This window comes from Morococcus cerebrosus (assembly GCF_022749515.1).
GTDB lineage: Bacteria > Pseudomonadota > Gammaproteobacteria > Burkholderiales > Neisseriaceae > Neisseria > Neisseria cerebrosa.
The window spans coordinates 214,614-238,962 of sequence record NZ_CP094242.1; the positions used below are offsets into that span (position 1 = coordinate 214,614).

The following is a 24,349-nucleotide window of genomic DNA, read 5'->3' on the forward strand; positions in this document are numbered from 1 at the left end:
CTGAAAACCTGATTTCCAAGGTTTTCAGACGACCTTTGCCCTAGACGGCGGTTAAGCGGCGGCAACGGTAAAGCGTTCAAACAAATGCGTTTTGTTTTCCGCGTCGTCGGCGATGGCGACTGCCAAATCCGCCACGCTGATGCCTGCCGGAATTTCACCGTCCATCAGCAAATCGTCTTTGCCCAAGCGGTATTTGCCGGTTTTGTCTTCGCTGAACCCGCCGTCCGCGCCCAGTCGTGCCGGAGGGGAAACGAAAGACCAGTTCACATCTCGGCGCGGCAGGAGTGCGGTCAATAAATGGCGTGCGGCATTGGCGCCGTCGTAAATGGCTTTGGGGAAGTCGGGCGTATCGACAACTTGCAAATCAGGTGCAACATACAGGCTGCCTGCGCCGCCAACGATTAAGAGATACGGCACTTGCGCCGTTTTTGCCGCTTCGACGATGCTGTTTGCGCCGCGTGTAAAATCCGCGCCGATATTGGGATTGGTCCAGCCGGGATTGAACGCGCTGACCACGGCGTCAAAGCCTGCCAGCTTGTCGGCAAAATCTGCCGCGTTCACGTCTGCGGAGACGGCGGCAACATTTTGCGCCTGGAACACTTTATCCGTATTGCGCGCGAAAGCGGTCACTTCATGACCGCGACCTGCCAATTCTTGAACCACTGCGTTGCCGACATAACCTGTTGCACCGATGACTGCGATTTTCATGTTTGACTCCTTGTTGAGATGTGATTAATTAGATGAACGCATTGTAAGGTCGTCTGAAACGCTTGATAATCCCTGTTTTGCTGTTATGATTGTGAAGTTGAACTAAATAATAGAAATAGAATGCAAGACATCAAACCCCTGCTCGTTTTCGCCGCCGTCCTCGAACACGGCAGCATGAACGCCGCCGCTGCCGCGCTGGGCATGACCCCGTCTGCCGTCAGCCAGCACATCAACCGCCTCGAAACCCTGCACGGCATCAAGCTGTTAAACCGCAGCACGCGCAGCCTTTCGCCGACCGATGCCGGCCGCGCCTTGGGCGAATACTGCCGCCGCCTCGCTGCTACCCTCGCCGATACGCGTACCGTTATCGACAACCTCAAAACCGAACCCGTCGGCGAATTGCGCATTTCCCTGACTTCCAGCGTCATCGGTTCCCGCGCTTTTCAGACGGCGTTTTCACGATTGCAAACCGAGTTTCCCAAAATCCGCCCCATCCTCAATTTCAGCGATACCTTGGACGACCTGCAACACAATCAGACCGACATCGCCATACGCGGCGGCGACCGCGCCTTGGACGATCCCAACCTGGTCGCGCGTCATCTCGTTACCTGGCCGTACAGCATTTGCGCCGCACCCGATTACCTCGACCGCCATCCGCCCATCACCCATCCCTCGCAGCTTCACGCCCATCGCTGGCTGCATTTCCTGCCCGTGCGCACGACCTTGCAACACGGCGGTGAAAGCTATTTCCTCGACATCGCCGACAGTATTGCCTGCACGCATCTTGCCGCCGTGTGCAGCCTGACCGAAAGCGGTTTCGGTTTATCTTTGCAAGTGGGCGGCGAAGTTCGGGAAAAAATCGCCCAAGGTCGTCTGAAAACCGTTTTGCCCGAATGGACGCTGCCGCCGGTCAGCCTCTATTTGGTGACGCCTTACCGCGTCCAGTCCGCCAAAACCGAAGCTGCCGTCCGTATCTTCACGGAAAGTTTCGCCAAGGAAGCAGACGCATGAACGCGGAAAATTGGTGCGTTTACCTGATTCTGTGTGAAAACGGCGCGCTTTACTGCGGCATCAGCAACCGCCCGCAAGAGCGGTTCGCTGCCCACCTCGCCGGCAAAGGCGCGAAATATACGCGGCTGAACAAACCGACGGCGATGCGTATCGTTTCAGACGACCTCTCCAAAAGCGAGGCGCTGAAACAGGAAATCGCCATCAAAAAACTGACGGTAGGGAAGAAGCGGGAATTGTGGGACGAGGCGGTGGGAAATGCTTCCCTTGAGCGGTAACGGATATTGCCCGCAGACATATGAAGAAGGTCGTCTGAAAAGCGGATTTCAGACGACCTTGATTTTCTGTAAGCCGTCGAATTTAACATTCCTGAAAGATAAGTTGAAATTCCCTAACCGGCAGCATAGTATAATGCCCGCTTTCCGCAAATCTTGAGGCCGCCATGAAACCGATACCCTATATCCTTGCGGCTGCGCTCTGCCTCAGCAGCTCAGCCGTATCCGCAAATCCCGTTACCTATATCTGCAAAACCGCAAACGGCATCGTCTTTACCAACCAGAAAACCGGTGCCGAATGTACCGTGTCCCATGTTGACGGCAGCGCGGCCGTCAGCAGCGAAGAAGCCGACAGCGCCGTTCCCGAAACGGTCAACCTGAAAGAAGCCATCGGTCAGGCAGCCCCCGAAATCGACGACATCAAAATCCTTCCGCGTCCGGCAGTAAGCAGCGTAACCAACACCGCAGAAGCCGCCAATCCCCGCCTGGATGTGAGACTGCGCAACCAGCCGGATGCCAAAGCCGCCAAAGCGCGTGCCGCAGAGATGAACCGCAAAGCCAAAATCCTTCCTGCGTCCGTTGTATCCGCACCTGCGAAGCCACAAATGTCGCGTAAGCAAATCCTTCAAAAAGAAGTCCGCAACGAACAGGCCGCACTCGCCCGCGCCCAATCCCAACTTGCCGCCGCCCGCCGTCAGGGGGATCAGGCAAAAATCAACCGCCTGACCCGTGATGTCAGCGACAGGCAGGCAAGCATCCGCGCCATGCAGAACGAAATGGGGCGTTGATTCTTTTTTATAGCTTTATTGCAATCCACCTTCAAAAGGTCGTCTGAAAAGTAGCGAAACCCGCTATGGATATTTCAGACGACCTTTTTGCGTTGTTTTCCCATGTTTGCTAGCGAGAGTTTGAAAGATCGGAATGTAGCGTGGGCTATGCCCACGAATGCAGTTGGCGGGAGTCATGGCAGAGGAAAAGTTGTGTTTCCCTGACTTGGCACGCTTCTGCTGCCAATTCCTTTCCTTGCGATGAAGACGGTAAGCGCAGGATGAAGGATTAATTCTACAAATCAATACCGTTGCAAAGGCGTCTCAAATTTTCTTTCTGTATTTTCATTCAAATATAAATATCATCTTAAACGACATAGCCATAAATGTAATATGAGAGTTTGGCATAAAAATTGCAGGATTCCATACATAGTTCCACTTATAAAAGTAAATATGCGTTAAAAAATAAGAGAAACTCAAAGATTATCGGAGCTTATTTTGCATAATCGGCAATTTGATGAAGTTTCTATACTATACCTACTGATATAGATATGTTCTAAAAATTGTACTTAAGTGACAATTAACGTCAACCTGGTTGATTTTCAATAATATATAAACAAAATAAATGAATGCCTGTCTCATAAAATCCGCGTGTGCCTGAAGAAGATTAGGCGGCGGGGCAGTGCGGGGAGTACGTCTTGTTTTGACTGTATATATTTGAATTCAATCTGATATTTTTTAATAAATCCAATCAAGAGAGATTGTTATGAATAAGATTTTCAAAGTTGTATGGAACCGTACTATCGGCTCTTTCGTCGTTACTTCCGAATTGGCGAAAGGACGTGTCAAATCAAGCAGCGAGGGTGCTGAAGGGGATGTGCGCGCCTCAGAAGAGGGTCGTCTGAAAACCTTGTTCAGGCTGACGGCGTTGAGCGCGGCATTATTCGGCTTGTCTGAGAGTGCTTGGGCGCATCCTATAATAAATTCAACGGCACCTGCGAATACAACTGGTATTGTCGCAACCGGTAATGCGAGTGAGACGGCAGTTGGTGGCGGCTCCGCAAGAGGTGTGGGATCGGTTGCAGTTGGTGCCTTTGCAAAAGCGGGTACAAGGATTGAGGCTGACGGTGCTGTTGCTATTGGCGGTAGCCAGGCAAATACAGGTGCTTATGCTGATGGGAACAATGCGATTGCCATCGGTCAGGCAAGTAATGCATATGCAGCGAAGGCAATTTCTATCGGTTCGGATACCATCGCTTCAAAAGACTGGACCAGTGCTATCGGCGCACGCGCTGAAGCAAAAAATCTTGGTGCAACAGCCCTCGGTAGCTGGACACAGGCAACCGGTGAGTATTCGATTGCAATTGGTGGTAGTGATGCACAGGGTCGAGGAGCTGACGCAGGAACGTTAGCGTCTGGAAGTCGCAGTACTGCCATTGGTCGTAATGCCAAGTCTGCCGGTGCGGATGCGATTGCTTTGGGTACGGGTGCACAGGCAACGCTAACTAATTCGATTGCTATTGGTAAAAATTCGGTTGCAACGGGTGTGAATAATATAGCTAAAAACCCTGTCAATGTTGGGAATGCGGTTGCGATCGGTTCTGGTGTGCAGGCATTGGGAGAAGATTCTGTTGCTATTGGTGTGTCTGCAGGTGCTAACTTGACAACAGCAACTACAAAACAGAGCCTTGCCATTGGTTGGACAGCGAAGGCGACAGGTACAGCTCAGGCGGTTGCCATCGGTCCTGATGCCATTGCTTCGGGAGCGCAATCAACTTCCATTGGTAACAATACCCGTGCAACAGGGGATTCATCCATTGCCATCGGTGGTGATGATTGGAATATCGTACGTGAAAAAACTGTTGCGGCAGCGGGAAATAAACAGGTACATCAGATATACCAAGATTTGACCGGTGTGGAAATGAAGCGACAAGGTGTTGCGTATAATAATCCATTTAAAGGTACGACTGCCGGAGATGCCGCCGTCGCTGTTGGTGTAACTGCACTTGCTGAGGGTGTATTGTCCACTGCCTTTGGTTCGGGTACATCTGCATCGGGCATAGGTGCAGCAGCGTTTGGTGTCGGTGCGAGTGCTAGCCAAGACAAATCTGTCGCTATCGGTGCAGGATCACGTACCAATACCGATGCAACCGCTGTAACAACTGCAACAGTCAATGGTATTACTTATAGCGGTTTTGCGGGGACGGATCATATTACCCCGGGTTCTCAAGTTTCTTTCGGTTCGGCAGGCTATGAACGCCAGTTGAAACATGTAGCCCCAGGTGCGATTACTGCAACTTCTACTGATGCGGTAAACGGCAGCCAACTTTACGCTCTTCATGTAGGGGCGGGTAATATTGCCAAATCGGTCGCCGATGCATTGGGCGGTGGTGCGACTGTCGGCAATGATCCGACAAATAATCAGGGTTCTTTCGTAACCTTACCGTCTTATGACGTGCTCAAAGGCAATGCTGAGCCGAATACGGCAGGTAATGGTACCGCCAAATTCAATACAACTCCTGCTAGGAACATCGCTGATGCGCTGACCAATCTCAATACTTACGTCAACCAAGGCTTTACCGTCAAAGATAATGCGGGCGATGCGAAGGGCATTGTTACGCCCGGAGAAAGCGTACAGTTTGCCGACGGCAATGCAACTACTGTTACCGTCGATACTGAAGCAAATGGCAATACTAAAATCAAATACGACGTTAAGGTGGACGACAAAACCATCAAGGTTGTTGACGGTAAGCTGACTGGTGCGTCGCAAACCCATTTTTACAGCGTCAAAAACGAAGATCAAACTAAAGGCAACTACAACAACGACGGTGCGACAGGCGACAACGCGCTTGCTGCAGGCGTAGATGCTTCTGCGACTGCCAATGGTACAACTGCGGTAGGTCTGAAGGCGCAGGCATCGGCTGAATCTGCCATCGCAGTCGGTAGCGAAACCAAAGCGGCGGCGAAAAATGCGGTGGTAATCGGTAACAAGGCTTCCGTCGAAGCAGCCACAGACTCTGTTATCAATGTCAACGGTACGACTACGGGTGAAGGCTCGGTCGCCGTGGGTGCGGCAAGTAAAGCCAGCGGTACGAACGCGACCGCCGTCGGTCAGGCTGCAAATGCTTACGGTCAAAACTCGTTTGCAGGTGGTCAGGTTTCCAATGCAAAAGGTAAATCCAGCGTGGCGGTAGGCGATGGTGCAAATGCACTTAATGATTCTGCTGTGGCTTTGGGTGCCTATACCACCGCAAGTAATGTTGGGTCAACTGCAGTCGGTTTCGGCTCCAATGCTTTGGGCTGGGCATCATTTGCAGGCGGTCATTCCGCTAAAGCTGAAGCAAGCAGCGCGGTTGCTCTCGGTCATGAGGCGCAGGCAGTAGGCGGCAAGGCAGTCGCCATTGGTAAGTCTAGCCATGCTGCCAAGGATAGTGGCATTGCGTTGGGTGATGGCGCGAAGGCTGCCGAAGTGAATGCTATCGCTATTGGTTCAACCAACAATGCTTGGAAAGAAGATTCTATCGCGTTAGGACGTGCTGCCAATGCAGACGGTGCGGCTTCTTTGGCGCTTGGTTTGAACAGCCATACACGTTTGGACAACGCTATTGCTTTAGGTAATGGTGCAAATGCCGATCATAGTAATAGCATCGCCATCGGCAAATCCAGTCATGCAGCTGAATCCGCGGGAGTTGCTATCGGTAATGACGCACGGGCTTTGAAATTTAGCTCCGTTGTTATCGGTGATCAGGCTCAATCCAATAACTCGCGCTCTGTCGTCATCGGCTATCACGCTTCTGCAACCAATCCTGCAAAACCAGCCTCGGCTGAAGAGGATTACAATCAAACCGTTGCTATCGGTGCATACGCCAATGCATGGGGCGATCAATCTACTGCCATCGGTAACAATGTAGACGCAAAAGGCAATTCTTCTATCGCCATCGGTGCGGACGACTGGGATACCGTTGCAGTGAAAACTGTAGAAGGTACGGGTAAAACGGTTAAAGAGGTTTATCAAGACTATACCGGCGATGTGATGGAAACCGGCAGTTATACTCATACGACTTCAAGCGAAGCTGCAGTAGCCATTGGTACTAAATCACAGGCAATAGGTCAATTATCCACAGCCTTTGGTACGGGTACGATCGCTGAAGGCGTCGCCTCTGCCGCATTCGGTATGGGTGCGAAAGCCACTCAAGGCAACTCTGTGGCAATCGGTGCGGGCAGTACGACTACAACCGGTGCAACTAGTGTCAACGAAGCTACTGTCAATAATCTGAAATACTCAGGTTTTGCAGGTGGCAACAGTGTTAATCCAGGCGACCAAGTATCCTTTGGTTCTAAAAACTACGAACGCCAATTGAAAAACGTTGCTCCGGGTGAAATCTCTAACACTTCTACCGATGCCATCAACGGCAGCCAGCTGTACGCGGTACAAAACGTTTTGGGTAATACTGCCCAAACCGTTAAAAATGTATTGGGCGGAGATGCCGCAGTTGACGAAAACGGCAGTATTACTATGAGCAACATTGGTAATACCGGTGCAGGCAACATCCACGACGCGATCAAGTCAGTAAAAGAGACTGCCGAGAAAGGTTGGAAGCTGAAAGCGAACGACGAAGCCGACAGCGAAAGCGAAAAAATCGCTGCGGGCGACACCGTGACCGTGAAACAAGGTAAGAATATCCGTGTGAAACGCAGCAGCAAAGAGCTGACTATTGAGACTGCGGACGATGTGGCGTTCAACAAAGTGACAGTCGGCAACAGCGTACTGACTACAGACGGACTAACCACACCGCAAGTTACTGCGGGTGACAGCGTATTGGGCAACAACGGTCTGAATATTGCCAACGGTGCCAATCCCGTATCCCTGACCAAGTCTGGACTGGACAACGGCGGCAACAAAGTTACCAACATTGCCGACGGTGTGGCTGATACTGACGCAGCGAGCTACAAACAAGTTAAAGCTGCGAAAACCGAGGTTCAAAAAGGTACAAATGTCGTCAGTGTCGACAAAACTGAAGGCACGGATGGTCATGCGATTTACACCGTCAATGCCAAAGGTACGGCTGTCTCTGCGGAAGGTACAGAAAACGGTCTGAAACTGACGTCGTCTGAAGATTCAACTACCAACGTAACTACTTACAATTTGGATTTGTCAGACAAAACCAAAGACTCCTTGAAAAAAGCCGACAGTGCATTACAAGGCATTGATGTAAAAGTCAATGATGAAAATGTCAAAACGTTGACTAAAGATGATTCCACGCTGAAATTTGTTAACGGCACAGGTACGACTGCCGAAAACAAAGGGGGCACTGTCACGTTCAACGTAAACAAATCTACGCTGACCACGGGTGCCGGCGGCGTAGTCAGCGCGGATACGGCAGGCGATGCATTTGCTACTGCAGCTGACGTTGCCAAAGCCATCAATAAAGCCGTTGTCGACAGTGAAAAAACCAGCGTTGTAGCAGCCGGCGACAATACTCATGTCGCTGCTGTGGAAGCAGGTAATCAAACAACTTACACTGTTCATGCTGACAATACCACCGTCAGCGTGAAAGATGGCGGTAAATTGGCACTGAAGTCGTCTGAAGCGACAAACAGTAACCACACCAAAACCACCAACTACGAACTCGACCTTTCAGACGACACCAAAGCTGAGATTCAAAAAGGCGTGGATGCGAAAAATATCGTCGATACCAAAGGTATTACCTTCAGTGGCAACAGCGGCTCTCCTGTAACCAAAAAACTGGACGAAACGCTGGCAATTAAAGGCGACGATACAAATGTGGTTACCGAATCAGGTACAGACGGCATTACAGTCAAACTGAAAGACGAAATCACCGTTCAAACCGTCAATGCAGATAAACTCAAAGCGGGTGACAGTGTTCTGACCAATGATGGTTTGAACATTGCCAACGGTAACAATCCTGTATCCCTGACCAAGTCCGGTTTGAACAATGGCGGCAACAAGATCACCAAAGTTGCCAAAGGTGAAAATGAAGATGATGCTGTGAATTATGCACAGCTTAAAGAGCTGGCGGAAAAAGGTCTAACCTTTGATGCAGACGGCAACACTTCAACTTCAAGCAAAAAACTGGGTGAGCGAGTCGGCATTAAAGGCGGCAACAACATTACCACTTCTGCAGACAGCGACAATGTTACCGTCAAGCTGAATGATGACATTACGTTGAATAGTGTAACTGCCACCACCTTGAAAGCAGGCAACAGCGAACTGACCACTACCGGACTGACCACACCGCAAGTTACTGCGGGTGACAGCGTATTGGGCAACAACGGTCTGACGATTGCCAACGGTGCAGCAAATGCTCCGGTATCCCTGACCAAAGACGGACTGAACAACGGCGGCAACAAAGTTACCGACGTAGCCAAAGGTACGGCGGATACCGACGCAGTGAACTTCAGCCAGCTGAACCCGATTGCCAAAGCATTGAATACGACTGTCAATCCAGACGGCTCTATCGCAGCGCCTAACTTTACCGTCAAACATGCCGACGGTACGGAAGGTACACCTGTACATACTGTTCAAGACGCTTTGGACAAAGTAGGTGAAGAAGTAACCAAAGGCATCAACGTTGGCGGTACCACCGGCAGCAACAAATACGCGTTGGGCGGCACGATCAACATCAAAGGCGACAGCAACATTGTCAGCGACACCGTTGAAGGCGGCGTACAACTGAAACTTGCCGACACCGTTAAAATCGGACAAGACAGTGGCAAACCTGTCAGCATTGACGGTACGACCGGCACAGTGAGCGGACTGAGCAACACCACATTGGGTGCCGCTCCATTGGCCGACTCAAACAAAGCCGCGACCGAAGCCCAGCTGGACGCTACCCAAGTGAACCTGAAAAACATCTTGGGTGGAGAAGCCAAGAACGAGAACGGCAATGTATCCACAGAAGATATCGGCGGAACAGGTGAAAACACCATCCACGACGCGATCAAGTCAGTGAAAGCGACAGCCGACAAAGGTTGGAAGCTGAAAGCGAACGAAGAAGCCGACAGCGAAAGCGAAAAAATCGCAGCTGGCGACACCGTGACCGTGAAACAAGGTAAGAACATCCGAGTGAAACGCAGCGGCAAAGAGCTGACGATTGAAACTGCGGACGACGTAGCGTTCAACAAAGTGACAGTCGGCAACAGCGTACTGACCACAGACGGACTGACCACACCGCAAGTTACTGCGGGTGACAGCGTATTGGGCAACAACGGTCTGACGATTGCCAACGGTGCAGCAAATGCTCCGGTATCCCTGACCAAAGACGGACTGAACAACGGCGGCAACAAAGTTACCGACGTAGCCAAAGGTACGGCGGATACCGACGCAGTGAACTTCAGCCAGCTGAACCCGATTGCCAAAGCATTGAATACGACTGTCAATCCAGACGGCTCTATCGCAGCGCCTAACTTTACCGTCAAACATGCCGACGGTACGGAAGGTACACCTGTACATACTGTTCAAGACGCTTTGGACAAAGTAGGTGAAGAAGTAACCAAAGGCATCAACGTTGGCGGTACCACCGGCAGCAACAAATACGCGTTGGGCGGCACGATCAACATCAAAGGCGACAGCAACATTGTCAGCGACACCGTTGAAGGCGGCGTACAACTGAAACTTGCCGACACCGTTAAAATCGGACAAGACAGTGGCAAACCTGTCAGCATTGACGGTACGACCGGCACAGTGAGCGGACTGAGCAACACCACATTGGGTGCCGCTCCATTGGCCGACTCAAACAAAGCCGCGACCGAAGCCCAGCTGGACGCTACCCAAGTGAACCTGAAAAACATCTTGGGTGGAGAAGCCAAGAACGAGAACGGCAATGTATCCACAGAAGATATCGGCGGAACAGGTGAAAACACCATCCACGACGCGATCAAGTCAGTGAAAGCGACAGCCGACAAAGGTTGGAAGCTGAAAGCGAACGAAGAAGCCGACAGCGAAAGCGAAAAAATCGCAGCTGGCGACACCGTGACCGTGAAACAAGGTAAGAACATCCGAGTGAAACGCAGCGGCAAAGAGCTGACGATTGAAACTGCGGACGACGTAGCGTTCAACAAAGTGACAGTCGGCAACAGCGTACTGACCACAGACGGACTGACCACACCGCAAGTTACTGCGGGTGACAGCGTATTGGGCAACAACGGTCTGACGATTGCCAACGGTGCAGCAAATGCTCCGGTATCCCTGACCAAAGACGGACTGAACAACGGCGGCAACAAAGTTACCGACGTAGCCAAAGGTACGGCGGATACCGACGCAGTGAACTTCAGCCAGCTGAACCCGATTGCCAAAGCATTGAATACGACTGTCAATCCAGACGGCTCTATCGCAGCGCCTAACTTTACCGTCAAACATGCCGACGGTACGGAAGGTACACCTGTACATACTGTTCAAGACGCTTTGGACAAAGTAGGTGAAGAAGTAACCAAAGGCATCAACGTTGGCGGTACCACCGGCAGCAACAAATACGCGTTGGGCGGCACGATCAACATCAAAGGCGACAGCAACATTGTCAGCGACACCGTTGAAGGCGGCGTACAACTGAAACTTGCCGACACCGTTAAAATCGGACAAGACAGTGGCAAACCTGTCAGCATTGACGGTACGACCGGCACAGTGAGCGGACTGAGCAACACCACATTGGGTGCCGCTCCATTGGCCGACTCAAACAAAGCCGCGACCGAAGCCCAGCTGGACGCTACCCAAGTGAACCTGAAAAACATCTTGGGTGGAGAAGCCAAGAACGAGAACGGCAATGTATCCACAGAAGATATCGGCGGAACAGGTGAAAACACCATCCACGACGCGATCAAGTCAGTGAAAGCGACAGCCGACAAAGGTTGGAAGCTGAAAGCGAACGAAGAAGCCGACAGCGAAAGCGAAAAAATCGCAGCTGGCGACACCGTGACCGTGAAACAAGGTAAGAACATCCGAGTGAAACGCAGCGGCAAAGAGCTGACGATTGAAACTGCGGACGACGTAGCGTTCAACAAAGTGACAGTCGGCAACAGCGTACTGACCACAGACGGACTGACCACACCGCAAGTTACTGCGGGTGACAGCGTATTGGGCAACAACGGTCTGACGATTGCCAACGGTGCAGCAAATGCTCCGGTATCCCTGACCAAAGACGGACTGAACAACGGCGGCAACAAAGTTACCGACGTAGCCAAAGGTACGGCGGATACCGACGCAGTGAACTTCAGCCAGCTGAACCCGATTGCCAAAGCATTGAATACGACTGTCAATCCAGACGGCTCTATCGCAGCGCCTAACTTTACCGTCAAACATGCCGACGGTACGGAAGGTACACCTGTACATACTGTTCAAGACGCTTTGGACAAAGTAGGTGAAGAAGTAACCAAAGGCATCAACGTTGGCGGTACCACCGGCAGCAACAAATACGCGTTGGGCGGCACGATCAACATCAAAGGCGACAGCAACATTGTCAGCGACACCGTTGAAGGCGGCGTACAACTGAAACTTGCCGACACCGTTAAAATCGGACAAGACAGTGGCAAACCTGTCAGCATTGACGGTACGACCGGCACAGTGAGCGGACTGAGCAACACCACATTGGGTGCCGCTCCATTGGCCGACTCAAACAAAGCCGCGACCGAAGCCCAGCTGGACGCTACCCAAGTGAACCTGAAAAACATCTTGGGTGGAGAAGCCAAGAACGAGAACGGCAATGTATCCACAGAAGATATCGGCGGAACAGGTGAAAACACCATCCACGACGCGATCAAGTCAGTGAAAGCGACAGCCGACAAAGGTTGGAAGCTGAAAGCGAACGAAGAAGCCGACAGCGAAAGCGAAAAAATCGCAGCTGGCGACACCGTGACCGTGAAACAAGGTAAGAACATCCGAGTGAAACGCAGCGGCAAAGAGCTGACGATTGAAACTGCGGACGACGTAGCGTTCAACAAAGTGACAGTCGGCAACAGCGTACTGACCACAGACGGACTGACCACACCGCAAGTTACTGCGGGTGACAGCGTATTGGGCAACAACGGTCTGACGATTGCCAACGGTACGGCCGGCTCACCGGTATCGCTGACCAAAGGCGGACTGAACAACGGCGGCAACAAAGTTACCAACGTAGCCAAAGGTACGGCGGATACTGACGGAGTGAACGTCAGCCAGTTGAACCCAGTAGCCAAAGCGTTGAATACCAACATTGATCCGACAACTGGAGAGGTTGCAGCGCCTAGCTTTACCGTTACCAAAGCGGACGGCACGAAACATCCTGCCGTAGGCACCGTTCAAGACGCATTGGACAAAGTGGGAGAGGAAGTGACCAAAGGTCTGAACATTGTTGCGGACAACGGGTCGTCTGAAAAAGTGAACTTGGGCGATACAGTCAAGTACACAAGCAAAGACAAGAACATCGTTACCACAAGCGGTACAGGCAAAGAAATCGACTTCAGCCTGGCCGAGAAAGTGACCATCGGTAAAGACGCAGCGAACGGCGGCAAACCGGTAGTGATTGACGGTAAAGAAGGTATTGTCAGCGGACTGACCAACACCACATTGGGTGCCGCTCCATTGGCCGACTCAAACAAAGCCGCGACCGAAGCCCAACTGGACGCAACCCAAGTGAATTTGGCAAACGTCTTGGGCGGTAACGCAGCCAACAACAACGGCAACGTTACGACCAGCGACATCGGCGGAACAGGTGAAAGCAACGTCCACGACGCGATCAAGTCAGTGAAAGCGACAGCCGACAAAGGTTGGAAGCTGAAAGCGAACGAAGAAGCCGACAGCGAAAGCGAAAAAATCGCAGCTGGCGACACCGTGACCGTGAAACAAGGTAAGAACATCCGAGTGAAACGCAGCGGCAAAGAGTTGACGATTGAGACTGCGGACGATGTTGCATTCAACAAAGTGACAGTCGGCAACAGCGTATTGACCACAGACGGACTGACCACACCGCAAGTTACCGCGGGTGACAGCGTATTGGGCAACAACGGACTGACGATTGCCAACGGTACGGCCGGCTCACCGGTATCGCTGACCAAAGACGGACTGAACAACGGCGGCAACAAAGTTACCAACGTAGCCAAAGGTACGGCGGATACTGACGGAGTGAACGTCAGCCAGTTGAACCCAGTAGCCAAAGCGTTGAATACCAACATTGATCCGACAACTGGAGAGGTTGCAGCGCCTAGCTTTACCGTTACCAAAGCGGACGGCACGAAACATCCTGCCGTAGGCACCGTTCAAGACGCATTGGACAAAGTGGGAGAGGAAGTGACCAAAGGTCTGAACATTGTTGCGGACAACGGGTCGTCTGAAAAAGTGAACTTGGGCGATACAGTCAAGTACACAAGCAAAGACAAGAACATCGTTACCACAAGCGGTACAGGCAAAGAAATCGACTTCAGCCTGGCCGAGAAAGTGACCATCGGTAAAGACGCAGCGAACGGCGGCAAACCGGTAGTGATTGACGGTAAAGAAGGTATTGTCAGCGGACTGACCAACACCACATTGGGTGCTGCCCCATTGGCCGGATCGAACAAAGCCGCGACCGAAGCCCAGCTGGACGCAACCCAAGTGAATTTGGCAAACGTCTTGGGCGGTAACGCAGCCAACAACAACGGCAACGTTACGACCAGCGACATCGGCGGTACAGGTGAAAACAACGTCCACGACGCGATCAAGTCAGTGAAAGCGACAGCCGACAAAGGTTGGAACCTGAATGCCAACGATGAGACCTCGTCTGAAAAAATCGGCGCAGGTGATACCGTGACCTTCAAAGAAGGCAAAAACGTCAAAGTCAGCCGCAACGGTAAGAGCATTACCATAGCAACTTCAGACGACGTATCCTTCAAGACAGTAACTGTCGGCGACAGTGTATTGACGGATAACGGTCTGACCGTGGGCAACGGCAAAGCAGGCAAACCTGTCAGTCTGACCAAAGACGGACTGAACAACGGCGGCAACAAGATTGCCAACGTAGCCGCAGGTGAAGCCGACACCGACGCAGTGAATGTTGCACAGCTCAAAGCAGCCGCAGCGAAAGCGACATCCAAAGTGGACAGCGGCAACGACAACATCGTCGTCACACCTGAGCAAAATGCCGACGGCAGCACCACTTACAAAGTGGCGACCGCACCCAACCTCAAAGCCGACAGCTTCACCGCAGGCGATACCGTTGTGAACAACGACGGCGTCAAAGTTGGCGACAAAGTGGCACTGGGCAAAGACGGTCTGAAAGCAGGCGATGTGAACATCACTACCGACGGCATCAACGCAGGCAACAAAGCCATCAGTAACGTTGCCGAAGGTAAGAAAGACACCGACGCAGTGAACGTTGCACAGCTCAAAGCAGCTGCAGCGAAAGCCACATCCAAAGTGGAAAGCGGCAACGACAACATCGTTGTCACGCCTGAGCAAAATGCCGACGGTAGCATCACCTATAAGGTGGCTACTGCCCCCGACCTTAAAGCTGACAGCCTGACCACAGGCGATACCGTTGTGAACAACGACGGCGTTAAAGTCGGCGATAAAGTGGCGTTGACTAAAGACGGACTGGACAACGGCGGTAACAAGGTTGCTAACGTAGCTGCAGGCGAAGCCGACACCGACGCAGTGAACGTTGCGCAGCTCAAAGCAGCCGCAGCGAAAGCTACGTCGAAAGTGGAAAGTGGCAACGACAACATTGTCGTCACACCTGAGCAAAATGCCGACGGCAGCACCACTTACAAAGTGGCAACTGCCCCCGACCTTAAAGCTGACAGTCTGACCACAGGTGATACCGTTGTGAACAACGACGGCGTCAAAGTCGGCGATAAAGTGGCTCTGGGCAAAGACGGTCTGAAAGCAGGCGATGTCAACATCACTGCCGACGGTATCAATGCAGGCAACAAAGCCATCAGTAACGTTGCTGAAGGCAAGAAAGATACTGATGCAGTAAATGTTGGACAGTTGAATCGTCTGACCGCTGCTGCTAAGACAGAAGTCGAAGCCGGTACCAACATTGCCAGCGTCAGCAGCAAACAAGGTGCGAACAAACAAACTGTTTACACCATTAATGCTGATGGTGCGAGCGTCTCCGCTGGTTCCGACAAAATTGTCGTGACTAAAGGCAAAAAAGACGCCAACAATGTGACCGACTACGCGGTTGACCTGTCTAAAGCCGTCAAAGACGACATCGCCAAAGGCGTAGCGGCGAAAGACGCAGTAGACAACAAAGGCATCAGCTTCGCAGGTGACAGCGGTACGACCGTTGCCAACAAACTGGGCGATACCGTAGCCGTCAAAGGCGATGCCAACATTACCACCACCGCAGGCGCAAACGGCATTCAGGTCGGCCTCAACAAAGACCTGAAAGTCGACAGCGTCACGACAGGCGGCGTAACCGTTAACGCTCAAGGCATTAGTATTGGTGCGCCGACTGCGTACAATCCGGCAAATACCGTCAGCCTCAGTCCGAATGGTCTAAACAACGGTGGACAACGCATCACCAACGTCGCTCCGGCGAAAGAAGGTACTGATGCAGTCAACCTGAACCAGCTTGTTGGTATGGGTAACGCTCTGCAAAACAACATTGCAAACGTCGGCAAAAAAGCCTACGCAGGTGTAGCGGGTGCGATTGCACAAGGCTCGATTCCGCAAGTAACCCGTCCGGGTGCGACCGGTATCGGCGTGGGTAGCGGCTACTACGGTGGTCAATCCGCCATGGCAATCGGCGTGTCTGCGATGAGCGACGGCGGTAACTGGATTGTTAAAGGCAACTTCTCTGCCAACACAGACGGTCACGTCGGTGTCGGAGCAGGTGCGTTGTACCAGTGGTAAGCTAACGGCTCTTAGCTAAAGCAAAGCAAAGGTCGTCTGAAATCCAAAACAGGGTTTCAGACGACCTTTTTTATATCTTGTATGAAGGGTAAATTAGTTTTATTTGAAATTCATGGCTGGAAGGATGATGGAAGTTGTTTCTTCTGAAATCTAAATAAAGCAACATCACGACTTTTTCAGACGACCTTTGGTGATTCAATTTACCAAATCCCTGTAAACGTTTTTTCTGCCCGCCAAAATTTCCAACGTGATTTGGGTGTGAGTGTTAATACGCCGCCGTTTTCCCCATCAGTCGTCAAGGTCAGGTTTTTGAGACGACCTGTGTGCAACGCCTGCCAAATCGGGTGAAACCAGCGTTGTTCCCAATCCTGCAAAATATCTTGATAGGCCAGTACGTCCGCCGTCGATCCGGTAACGGCTAAATCATCCATAAAAATGACAGCTGTGTCTGTTCCTGTTTCTTGCATCCAAGAGGCAAAAGCGCGAAAGTCGTATGGTGCATCTATGCGGCCGGAGGCAAATTGCGCCCACGGGCTGTCGGAGAATAGGGGGGATGATTGCTGCATCCCTTGAATATCATGCCACAGCCACAGACCGTTTATCGGCGGTGTTCCGAGTTGGTTGCGAATGTTGTTGATCGGGTGTTGGTGCAGCCACATTTGGATTTCTGTCTGCTTGGCCAGCCATTGTCCGCTATCTTTGCCTGATGCTTGTTCAGACGACCCCATTTGTCCGTAAATATCCAATGCAGGCTTAATTTGCCAGTCTTGCGGATTGGGTAATAAGACAAGCCACAAATCGGGGCGAATGGGGACGAACCGCCAACCCTCGTCCTGATAAAAATCAGATAGTTCGCGACATAATTCATCTGCCTCGTCAGTAGCAATACCGATATATTCGCCGCCAACGACGCTGACTTGGTGCAAACCCATCTGCTGCCATAGCGGGGAAGCCAATGCGGCAGGTTGTTGCTGTGGAACGTTTGCAGCAGTTTTTGCGTGTTCGAGCAGACTGCCGTCCCATAAATAACGCCCGTAAAATTTTGATGTTTCAACTGCTTGTTTGTGTAAATGTCCGAAGCGCAGCAGACGGTTGAAGGCGGGCAGGGTAAGAGATGGGACGGATTCGTCGCTTTGGCGGTTCAGCGACGGAACGGCAAGGGTCAGGTTCATGGCGGGCGGCAGGTTGGGAAAAAGCATCATTTTAAGGGAGAATGCCGACCATTCCCAAATGTCTATGGGATGCGACGTTTGAAGCAATATACGCGATTGTGATATAATTACGGACGTAAATTTCAGAAAAAACGGGTGTAAATCAAAACAATAGCCTTGATAATACGCCCTTGGTTCCCCATTGTGCTGTTTGCCGGACTATGAAAAAGGTCGTCTGAAAGACGGATAAATAGCAGACAGTCTTCTTTTAAATAAAAATCACATTGCCCGTGCGGATTGATAAAACAGCCGCACCGCCGCATTAAAAGGATAATTCGTGATCGAAACAACCCGATTTCCCTTATTGCGCCGATTTTGGCACAACAAACCTATCCGCTGGTCTCTGTTGGGCATCCTTTTGCCTGTTTCCGGCGCGATGACTGCCTATGCAGTAACCGAACCTGTTCCCGAGTATCAAGGATTCAAAGTCGAGCGCGTTTCTGAAGAACTGCCGGCGGTTTATGTTGAAACCGGTAATTTTCAGTCCAGTTACTGGGCGCAAGAGGTTGTTCAGCAGGGCGACTCTCTCGCCGATGTGCTTACCCGCATGGGGGTCCCCCAAACCGACATCAAGCAAATCATGGCGAAAAACAGTGCGGAACGCGATATGCAACATTTGCGCGCCAACCAGTCTGTCAATATCCGCATCGATGCTTCGGGACAAGTTACCGACGTACAGTTTTTCACGGATGAAGAGCTTGAACGCAACCTTGTCGCTTTGGAAAAAGTCAAAGGCAAATGGCAGGCTTCTACATCGGAAGTGGATATGAAGACCATGCCGACCCTGCGTTCCGTCGTTGTCCGCACTTCTGCGCGCGGTGCAATGGCGCAGGCGGAAATTCCTGTCGAAATCCGCGAGTCGCTGAGCGAAATTTTCTCCGACGTACTGAGCTTGGAGGATTTGAAAGAAGGCGATGTGATACGATTGCTGTATGACAGCATGTATTTCCGCGGACAACAAATGGGTACGGGCAATATCCTGGCAGCCGAAATTGTCAAAGGCGGTAAAAGCTATCAAGCCTATTATTACAGCCAGGGTAAAGGCGACGAAGAGAGCGGCAGCTATTATGATCAAAGCGGCAAATCGCTCCAGCAAAAAGCGGGCTTCAACATCGAGCCTGTTGTCTATACGCGCATTTCATCCCCGTTCGGTTACCGGGTCCACCCCGTTTTACATACCGTCCGTATGCATACCGGTATTGACTACGCAGCCCCTTCCGGTACGCCGATTAAAGCGACCGCTGACGGCGTGATTACCTTCAAAGGCTGGAAGGGCGGCTACGGTAATACCGTTATGATCCGCCATTCTAACGGCGTTGAAACCTTATACGGGCATATGAGCGCGTTTACGCCTGTCCAAGGTGTGGTGCGTGCAGGCGAAGTGATCGGATTCGTCGGTACGACGGGACGTTCTACCGGTCCGCACCTGCACTATGAAGCACGCGTGAACAGTCAACCTGTCAACCCGACTACGGTTGCCCTGCCGACACCCAAGCTGACGCCAACCAATATGGCTGCATTCCGTCAGCAGCAGAAATCGGCAAATACCATACTTGCCTCTATCCGCGGGTTGCCTGTTTCTGTAGCGCAGTTGGATTAATCAAGCTGCCCTATTGGGGTATGCTTTAAAAGGTCGTCTGAAAACCAGGTTTAAGGTTTCAGACGGCCTTTTACATTGGGATGGATACGAAAACTTTTTCCAGTTCATACGGCTTGAGACAAGTTGTTTGGGAGTGGCTTTCAAATATAGTGGATTAAATTTAAACCAGTACGGCGTTGCCTCGCCTTGCCGTACTATTTGTACTGTCTGCGGCTTCGTCGCCTTGTCCTGATTTAAATTTAATCCACTATAACAGTATGAGCCAGAATCTCAATGATAAATTGATAGGAAATTTAAACGGAAATATCAGGGCGGTTATTTCTGCGAGAGAAATTCAGAGATACGTATTTGTTGTCATTTTGAAACATATCTTCATGGCGGGGAGTGCATTCGTTTTTGAGCAAGAGCGGCAGGTAACGTTTTTATTTCATGTGTTGTGTGATTGCCATAAGAGACTTGTTAGCAAAAAAGGTCGTCTGAAACCGAATTTGAGGTTCAGATGACCTTTTCGTTTTTGATAAGGGTCTGCGGTTTTTAGCGTTTCTTTCAGTTTTCTTGTAAAGAAACCGTCTGTTTGGCAGGGGGAGCAGGATGCAGTGCAGTCAGCTTCTTCGTCAAGATATTCAAAATCACGCCGTAGGCAGGCAGGAAGAAGAGGGTGCAGATGGTGAGTTTGAACAGGTAATCGACAAAAGCGATGCCCTGCCAGTTTGCCGCCATAAATTCATCGCTGCTTGCGTAGAAGGCAATGGCGAAAAATACCAACGTATCCAAGGCGTTGCCGATGACGGTTGATGCGGTCGGGGCAATCCACCACGCTTTCAGACGACGTAGTTTGTTGAACACAAAAATATCAAGGACTTGTCCGAGCGCATAGGCGGCAAAGCTGGCTAAGGCGATGCGTCCGACAAAGGTGTTGAATTCGGACAGCGCGCCTAAGTCTGTCCAACTGCCGTCGTGGAACAAAACGGAAAAGATGTAGGAAAGCAAAAGGGCGGGGAACATGACCCAAAAGATAATCCGCCGTGCCAAGTGCGAACCAAAAATGCGGACGGTCAGGTCGGTGGCAAGGAAGATGAAGGGGAAGGAAAACGCGCCCCAAGTGGTGTGGATGCCGAAAATTTGGAAGGGAAACTGCACCAGATAGTTGCTGGCGGCGATGATGAGGATATGGAAAAGCACCAGCCAGAAGAGTGCCTTCTGTTGTTGCGCTGTTGTAAATTCGTACATGGAAATCTTTCGGAAAGGCTTTCAGACGACCTTCTCATGAAAAAGGTCGTCTGAAAATGCGTAAAAGGGGATGGATTATTGGCTGTCGTGTTCGAACAGGCGTTTGCGTGCCAGTGTTTCAAACTCGGTACCTGCTTTGCCGTAATTGGCAAAGGGATGAATGGCGATGCCGCCGCGCGGTGTAAATTCGCCGAAAACTTCGATGTATTTCGGATCCATCAGGGCAATCAGGTCTTTCATGATGATGTTGACGCAGTCTTCATGGAAATCGCCGTGGTTGCGGAAGCTGAATAGGTAGAGTTTCAGGGATTTGCTTTCCACCATTTTGATGTGCGGGATGTAGCGGATGTAGATGGTGGCGAAGTCAGGCTGCCCGGTCATGGGGCAGAGGCTGGTGAATTCGGGGCAGACGAACTTGACGAAATAGTCGTTGTCGGGATGTTTGTTGTCGAATGCTTCAAGAATTTCGGGAGCGTAGCCGGTCGGGTATTGGGTTTTTTGATTGCCCAAAAGAGAGATGCCTTGCAGCTCTTCGGTATTGCGGGACATGAGGGTTTCCTTAGTTTTTTAATGTGGGAGGTTTTCGAACCACGAAGGGCGGATTGTAATATAAGGCAGGGGTGATGTGTAACCTTTATGCAGCATCGGAGGTCGTCTGAAGATATTCGCAATTAAACGATTTGAATTGTAAACGCAATTTTAAAAAATGATTAAAAATGTAATTTTTCAAATGATTGCTTTATTTTCAGCTTATTTCTGTCAATTGCGGGTAAATGAGGCTATGTGGTAAGAACTAAGCAGGTATCTGAAAGTTCTAAGAGTCGGTTTGATGGAAGACAAAAATTGGTAGTTCGCCCGAATGCAAATAATGTTTTATGCATAAAAAGTACCACTCGTTATTAACTTTAACCGATTGTCAGATTTTCATCAGAAGAATAGTCAATTAGATTAGTATGTTCACATAAAATAAATATTTGGTATTTTGATTCAATGATTTTTTCATCGTTGCTTCCGTCGGAAGGGCGCAGCGATTGAAGTTGGTAATTAAGAGGAATAAACCATGAGTTTTTCACAAACCGATTTGACCACGGCATTAAAAACCCTATCTGACCGCCTGCCTCATTTTTCCGAGCAGCAGACTAGGGCAGGGCGGATGTTGCGAGTCGTAACCGAACGCCTCAGTTCGCATCTGAATGACAATCTGAAAGTATATGGTATCAATGAAAACCTCTGGTTTGCCTTGATGGCGGTTTACGTCAGCCCGAACAGTGAAATTTTGCCATCACGCTTGAGTGATTTGATGGATCTGACCCGTACCAGTGCAACCCGATTGTCGGACGAAATGGTTAGCCGAGGCTGGGTTGCACGCTATATCAACCAGCAGGACCGCCGTCAGATTGTGCTAAAATTGACCCCCGAAGGTGAGGTTTTTATCCAAAAAGTATGGCCGCAGGTTTCCAGTACGAGCCAAGAGGCTTGGAAAGATTTCACCAATGAAGATTACAACCAGTTGCAATATTTGTTGGGTAAGCTGCTGCGCCGGCTGGAGGGCTGATAAAGCGGATGCAGGATGTGGCGGATACCGATGATAAAACGGAGTATTCCATGAAAGCCAATCCCTATAAACAGGGAATCTGTATCGCTACCGTCATTCTACTTTCCGCCTGTGCTCAATTCGGTAAACAGGCTCCTTTGGAAGAACCTACCAATTACGGGCTATCTGAAGGTAAATCTGCAGCCATGGTTCAAGATGCGTGGTGGATGCAACTGAACGACCAAAAACTTAACCAATTAGTTGCACTCTCTATCCGTAATGCTCCCGATTTGCGTATTGCTAAGGCGCGCTTCGAACAAGCACAAGCGCAGCTGGGAATAACTGAAGCCGCAAACAAAATGCAAATCGGGTTGTCCGCGCGAGGGGCAGGAGCATATGTTGCTCCTAAGCCTTCATCCGGTCATATTGATACTGACCATACCTTATTATTGGCAAATACTGCTTTACAGGGTACTTGGTCGTTTGATTTTTGGGATAAGAACCGGAAGCAGGCTGCGTCAATATTAGGAAAGCGCAAGGCCATTCTGTACGAGGCTCATCAAACGCGCATTGATATCGCTAATGCGGTTGCATCACAATATTTCACATGGCAGATGTTGTTAATACAACAAAATCTATTATCCGAGCGTATCGAAACCATAGACAAGATGCATCAACTGATGCGCAGAAGGATTAATGCCCGCCTGGCTTCTGCAGAATCGCTTTATCCGGTTGAAATGCAACAGCAAAGTATGCAGTTGGAAAAACTGGAGTTAGAGCGCCGAATTGCTAAAGTGCGTCATGCTTTAGCAATATTAAGCGGGACAACCCCTGATGGTTTATCTTTGTATATGCCTGAAAAAATGGCAGCAGTTCCCGTTGTTCCAGTCAATAAAATTCATGCAGATTTATTGGGTGCCCGCCCGGATATTGCTGCACAAAAAGCTATGTTGGAATCTCGGTTCAATACGGTCAAAGCAACAGAAGCTGAGTTTTACCCAAATATAGAACTCAAAGTTTTGGCAGGTCTGGCACATATTGATGCTTTTAATGTTGTACGAGGACGCACATCGGGTATGATCGGCGTACTTCCTGCCTTAAATCTACCAATTTTTACTTCAGGAGCATTACAATCTAAGTTGGCAGGGCGGCGTGCTGAATATAACGAACAGGTAGCCCTTTATGACCGTACTGTTTTAAATGTTATGCGTGCTGCTGCTGATGCAGTTGTTGACTATCAAAATATGCAGAAACGACAAAGCGTTTGGGAAAAAATGCAGGAAACTGCTGAAAAAACAGTCCGTAACGCGAATAGCCGTGTCAATGCGGGATTAGATAATGGTCTATCTGCTCTACAAAAACAGAACGAACTTCTGCAATTAAAAATGCAGAAAGCACAATATCAAGCCGAGTCATTGATTGCATGGAGCAATTTAAATACCCAACTGGGCGGAGGATTTAAGCTTGAGCCTTTGGGACGAAATGTCTCAAAAAAAAGTACAGGTAAAAAGGTACGCTGAGGAAAACAATGGCGGCTTGTTAATCAAGCTGCCATTTTGCTCTCTGTGGATTGCTGATAGGGTATAAGTGGACTAGTAACAATTAGGGAGTGTAAAGAAAGTTTTATAGAAATGCCAATATGATCCTCAATCAACTTACTATTTTAGTTTTCCCTTTGGTGTATTTGAATAATAGGGGCTGGCTGTTTAGGAGGGATGACTAGGCTTCAAATGATGTTTTGCTTGAGAAAAACACAAAACCCGTTACTTAAAAAGCAGCGGGTTTTGTGTTTTTCGGTTTTGAGTATCTGATATAAGGGGAACAGTATGTCTCGTATATGCGCACTCCGATAAGATAAGAAAATGAAGAGGGGGGATCGTTGTTTAATGACTCGAAGCAGGACGGCATCCGAGTGATTACTATTATATAATAATAGTAATTATTATCAATAACAAATTTTTAAATTCAAGATAACTTTCTGAAAGATATGAAAATTATTTTTTAGATTCGAGTGAAGGCTAAAGTAAAAGATGAAAATATTAAGTATCTAATTGATTTTATTAGTGTTTGAATAAGATATTCTGAACAGCCATTGGTTTATTGGCGTAGTGTACGGTATGTATTAATTAGAAGGTTGGTTAAAATAAAGTGGTCTTGCTACTTTAATAGCAAGACCACTTTATTTTCAATA

The 24,349-nt window shown here is 50.0% G+C and carries 11 protein-coding genes, 1 pseudogene and 1 riboswitch; of the genes and pseudogenes, 7 read left to right on the forward strand and 5 right to left on the reverse strand.

Translation table 11 applies throughout. The features are described from left to right. Positions 1-51 precede the first annotated feature (51 nt). On the reverse strand, positions 52-708 hold the full coding sequence (locus MON37_RS01020; protein ID WP_039405685.1) for an NAD(P)-dependent oxidoreductase: 657 nt from the start codon (positions 706-708) through the stop codon (positions 52-54). A gap of 120 nt (positions 709-828) precedes the next feature. Between MON37_RS01020 and MON37_RS01025 the strand changes: the two genes are divergently transcribed. The 4 genes from MON37_RS01025 to MON37_RS01040 all read left to right on the forward strand — a co-directional run bounded on the left by MON37_RS01025 (position 829) and on the right by MON37_RS01040 (position 16,583). Continuing rightward, positions 829-1,719: a LysR family transcriptional regulator gene (locus tag MON37_RS01025; RefSeq protein ID WP_039405682.1), complete on the forward strand. Its 891-nt coding sequence runs from the start codon at positions 829-831 to the stop codon at positions 1,717-1,719. Continuing rightward, positions 1,716-1,994, forward strand: coding sequence for a GIY-YIG nuclease family protein (locus tag MON37_RS01030; protein WP_039405678.1), 279 nt, complete (start codon positions 1,716-1,718; stop codon positions 1,992-1,994). The genes MON37_RS01025 and MON37_RS01030 overlap by 4 nt, the downstream gene beginning before the upstream one ends. 164 nt (positions 1,995-2,158) lie before the next feature. Next, positions 2,159-2,779, forward strand: a complete 621-nt coding sequence (locus MON37_RS01035; protein ID WP_039405675.1) for a hypothetical protein — start codon at positions 2,159-2,161, stop codon at positions 2,777-2,779. A gap of 745 nt (positions 2,780-3,524) precedes the next feature. Then, complete coding sequence (locus MON37_RS01040) at positions 3,525-16,583, forward strand: YadA-like family protein (protein ID WP_242883725.1); 13,059 nt, start codon at positions 3,525-3,527, stop codon at positions 16,581-16,583. A gap of 200 nt (positions 16,584-16,783) precedes the next feature. Here MON37_RS01040 and MON37_RS01045 read toward each other — a convergent pair whose 3' ends face one another. Next, a complete protein-coding gene (locus MON37_RS01045; protein ID WP_082013647.1) occupies positions 16,784-17,785 on the reverse strand; it encodes a hypothetical protein in 1,002 nt (333 codons plus the stop codon). A gap of 313 nt (positions 17,786-18,098) precedes the next feature. On the opposite strand from MON37_RS01045, the gene MON37_RS01050 reads away from it, so the two are divergent. Further along, positions 18,099-19,394: a M23 family metallopeptidase gene (locus MON37_RS01050; RefSeq protein WP_039408922.1), complete on the forward strand. Its 1,296-nt coding sequence runs from the start codon at positions 18,099-18,101 to the stop codon at positions 19,392-19,394. A gap of 141 nt (positions 19,395-19,535) precedes the next feature. On the opposite strand, the pseudogene MON37_RS12375 reads toward MON37_RS01050, so the two are convergent. The 3 genes and pseudogenes from MON37_RS12375 to queF form a co-directional block, all read right to left on the reverse strand. After that, positions 19,536-19,646, reverse strand: a pseudogene (locus tag MON37_RS12375) (IS5/IS1182 family transposase); the annotation flags it as partial. Between the two features lie 294 nt (positions 19,647-19,940). Further along, positions 19,941-20,624 carry a 7-cyano-7-deazaguanine/7-aminomethyl-7-deazaguanine transporter gene (locus MON37_RS01055; RefSeq protein WP_039408891.1) on the reverse strand — a complete coding sequence of 228 codons (684 nt, stop codon included), beginning with the start codon at positions 20,622-20,624 and terminating at the stop codon, positions 19,941-19,943. A gap of 75 nt (positions 20,625-20,699) precedes the next feature. Further along, a complete protein-coding gene (gene queF, locus MON37_RS01060; protein ID WP_003780138.1) occupies positions 20,700-21,173 on the reverse strand; it encodes a preQ(1) synthase in 474 nt (157 codons plus the stop codon). A gap of 4 nt (positions 21,174-21,177) precedes the next feature. Continuing rightward, positions 21,178-21,222, reverse strand: a riboswitch (PreQ1 riboswitch). Between the two features lie 462 nt (positions 21,223-21,684). Between queF and MON37_RS01065 the strand changes: the two genes are divergently transcribed. Together MON37_RS01065 and MON37_RS01070 are read left to right on the forward strand one after the other, a co-directional pair. Further along, on the forward strand, positions 21,685-22,179 hold the full coding sequence (locus tag MON37_RS01065) for a MarR family transcriptional regulator (protein ID WP_039408894.1): 495 nt from the start codon (positions 21,685-21,687) through the stop codon (positions 22,177-22,179). Between the two features lie 50 nt (positions 22,180-22,229). Next, entirely contained in the window at positions 22,230-23,678 is a 1,449-nt protein-coding gene (locus tag MON37_RS01070; protein WP_039408897.1) for an efflux transporter outer membrane subunit, read from the forward strand. Positions 23,679-24,349 lie beyond the last annotated feature (671 nt).

Excerpts from the sequence above, each read along its gene's own strand:
- MON37_RS01020 (WP_039405685.1), bottom strand. The coding sequence starts at position 708 with ATGAAAATCGCAGTCATCGGTGCAACAGGTTATGTCGGCAACGCAGTG.
- MON37_RS01025 (WP_039405682.1), top strand. The coding sequence starts at position 829 with ATGCAAGACATCAAACCCCTGCTCGTTTTCGCCGCCGTCCTCGAACAC.
- MON37_RS01030 (WP_039405678.1), top strand. The coding sequence starts at position 1,716 with ATGAACGCGGAAAATTGGTGCGTTTACCTGATTCTGTGTGAAAACGGC.
- MON37_RS01035 (WP_039405675.1), top strand. The coding sequence starts at position 2,159 with ATGAAACCGATACCCTATATCCTTGCGGCTGCGCTCTGCCTCAGCAGC.
- MON37_RS01040 (WP_242883725.1), top strand. The coding sequence starts at position 3,525 with ATGAATAAGATTTTCAAAGTTGTATGGAACCGTACTATCGGCTCTTTC.
- MON37_RS01045 (WP_082013647.1), bottom strand. The coding sequence starts at position 17,785 with ATGATGCTTTTTCCCAACCTGCCGCCCGCCATGAACCTGACCCTTGCC.
- MON37_RS01055 (WP_039408891.1), bottom strand. The coding sequence starts at position 20,624 with ATGTACGAATTTACAACAGCGCAACAACAGAAGGCACTCTTCTGGCTG.
- queF (WP_003780138.1), bottom strand. The coding sequence starts at position 21,173 with ATGTCCCGCAATACCGAAGAGCTGCAAGGCATCTCTCTTTTGGGCAAT.
- MON37_RS01065 (WP_039408894.1), top strand. The coding sequence starts at position 21,685 with ATGAGTTTTTCACAAACCGATTTGACCACGGCATTAAAAACCCTATCT.
- MON37_RS01070 (WP_039408897.1), top strand. The coding sequence starts at position 22,230 with ATGAAAGCCAATCCCTATAAACAGGGAATCTGTATCGCTACCGTCATT.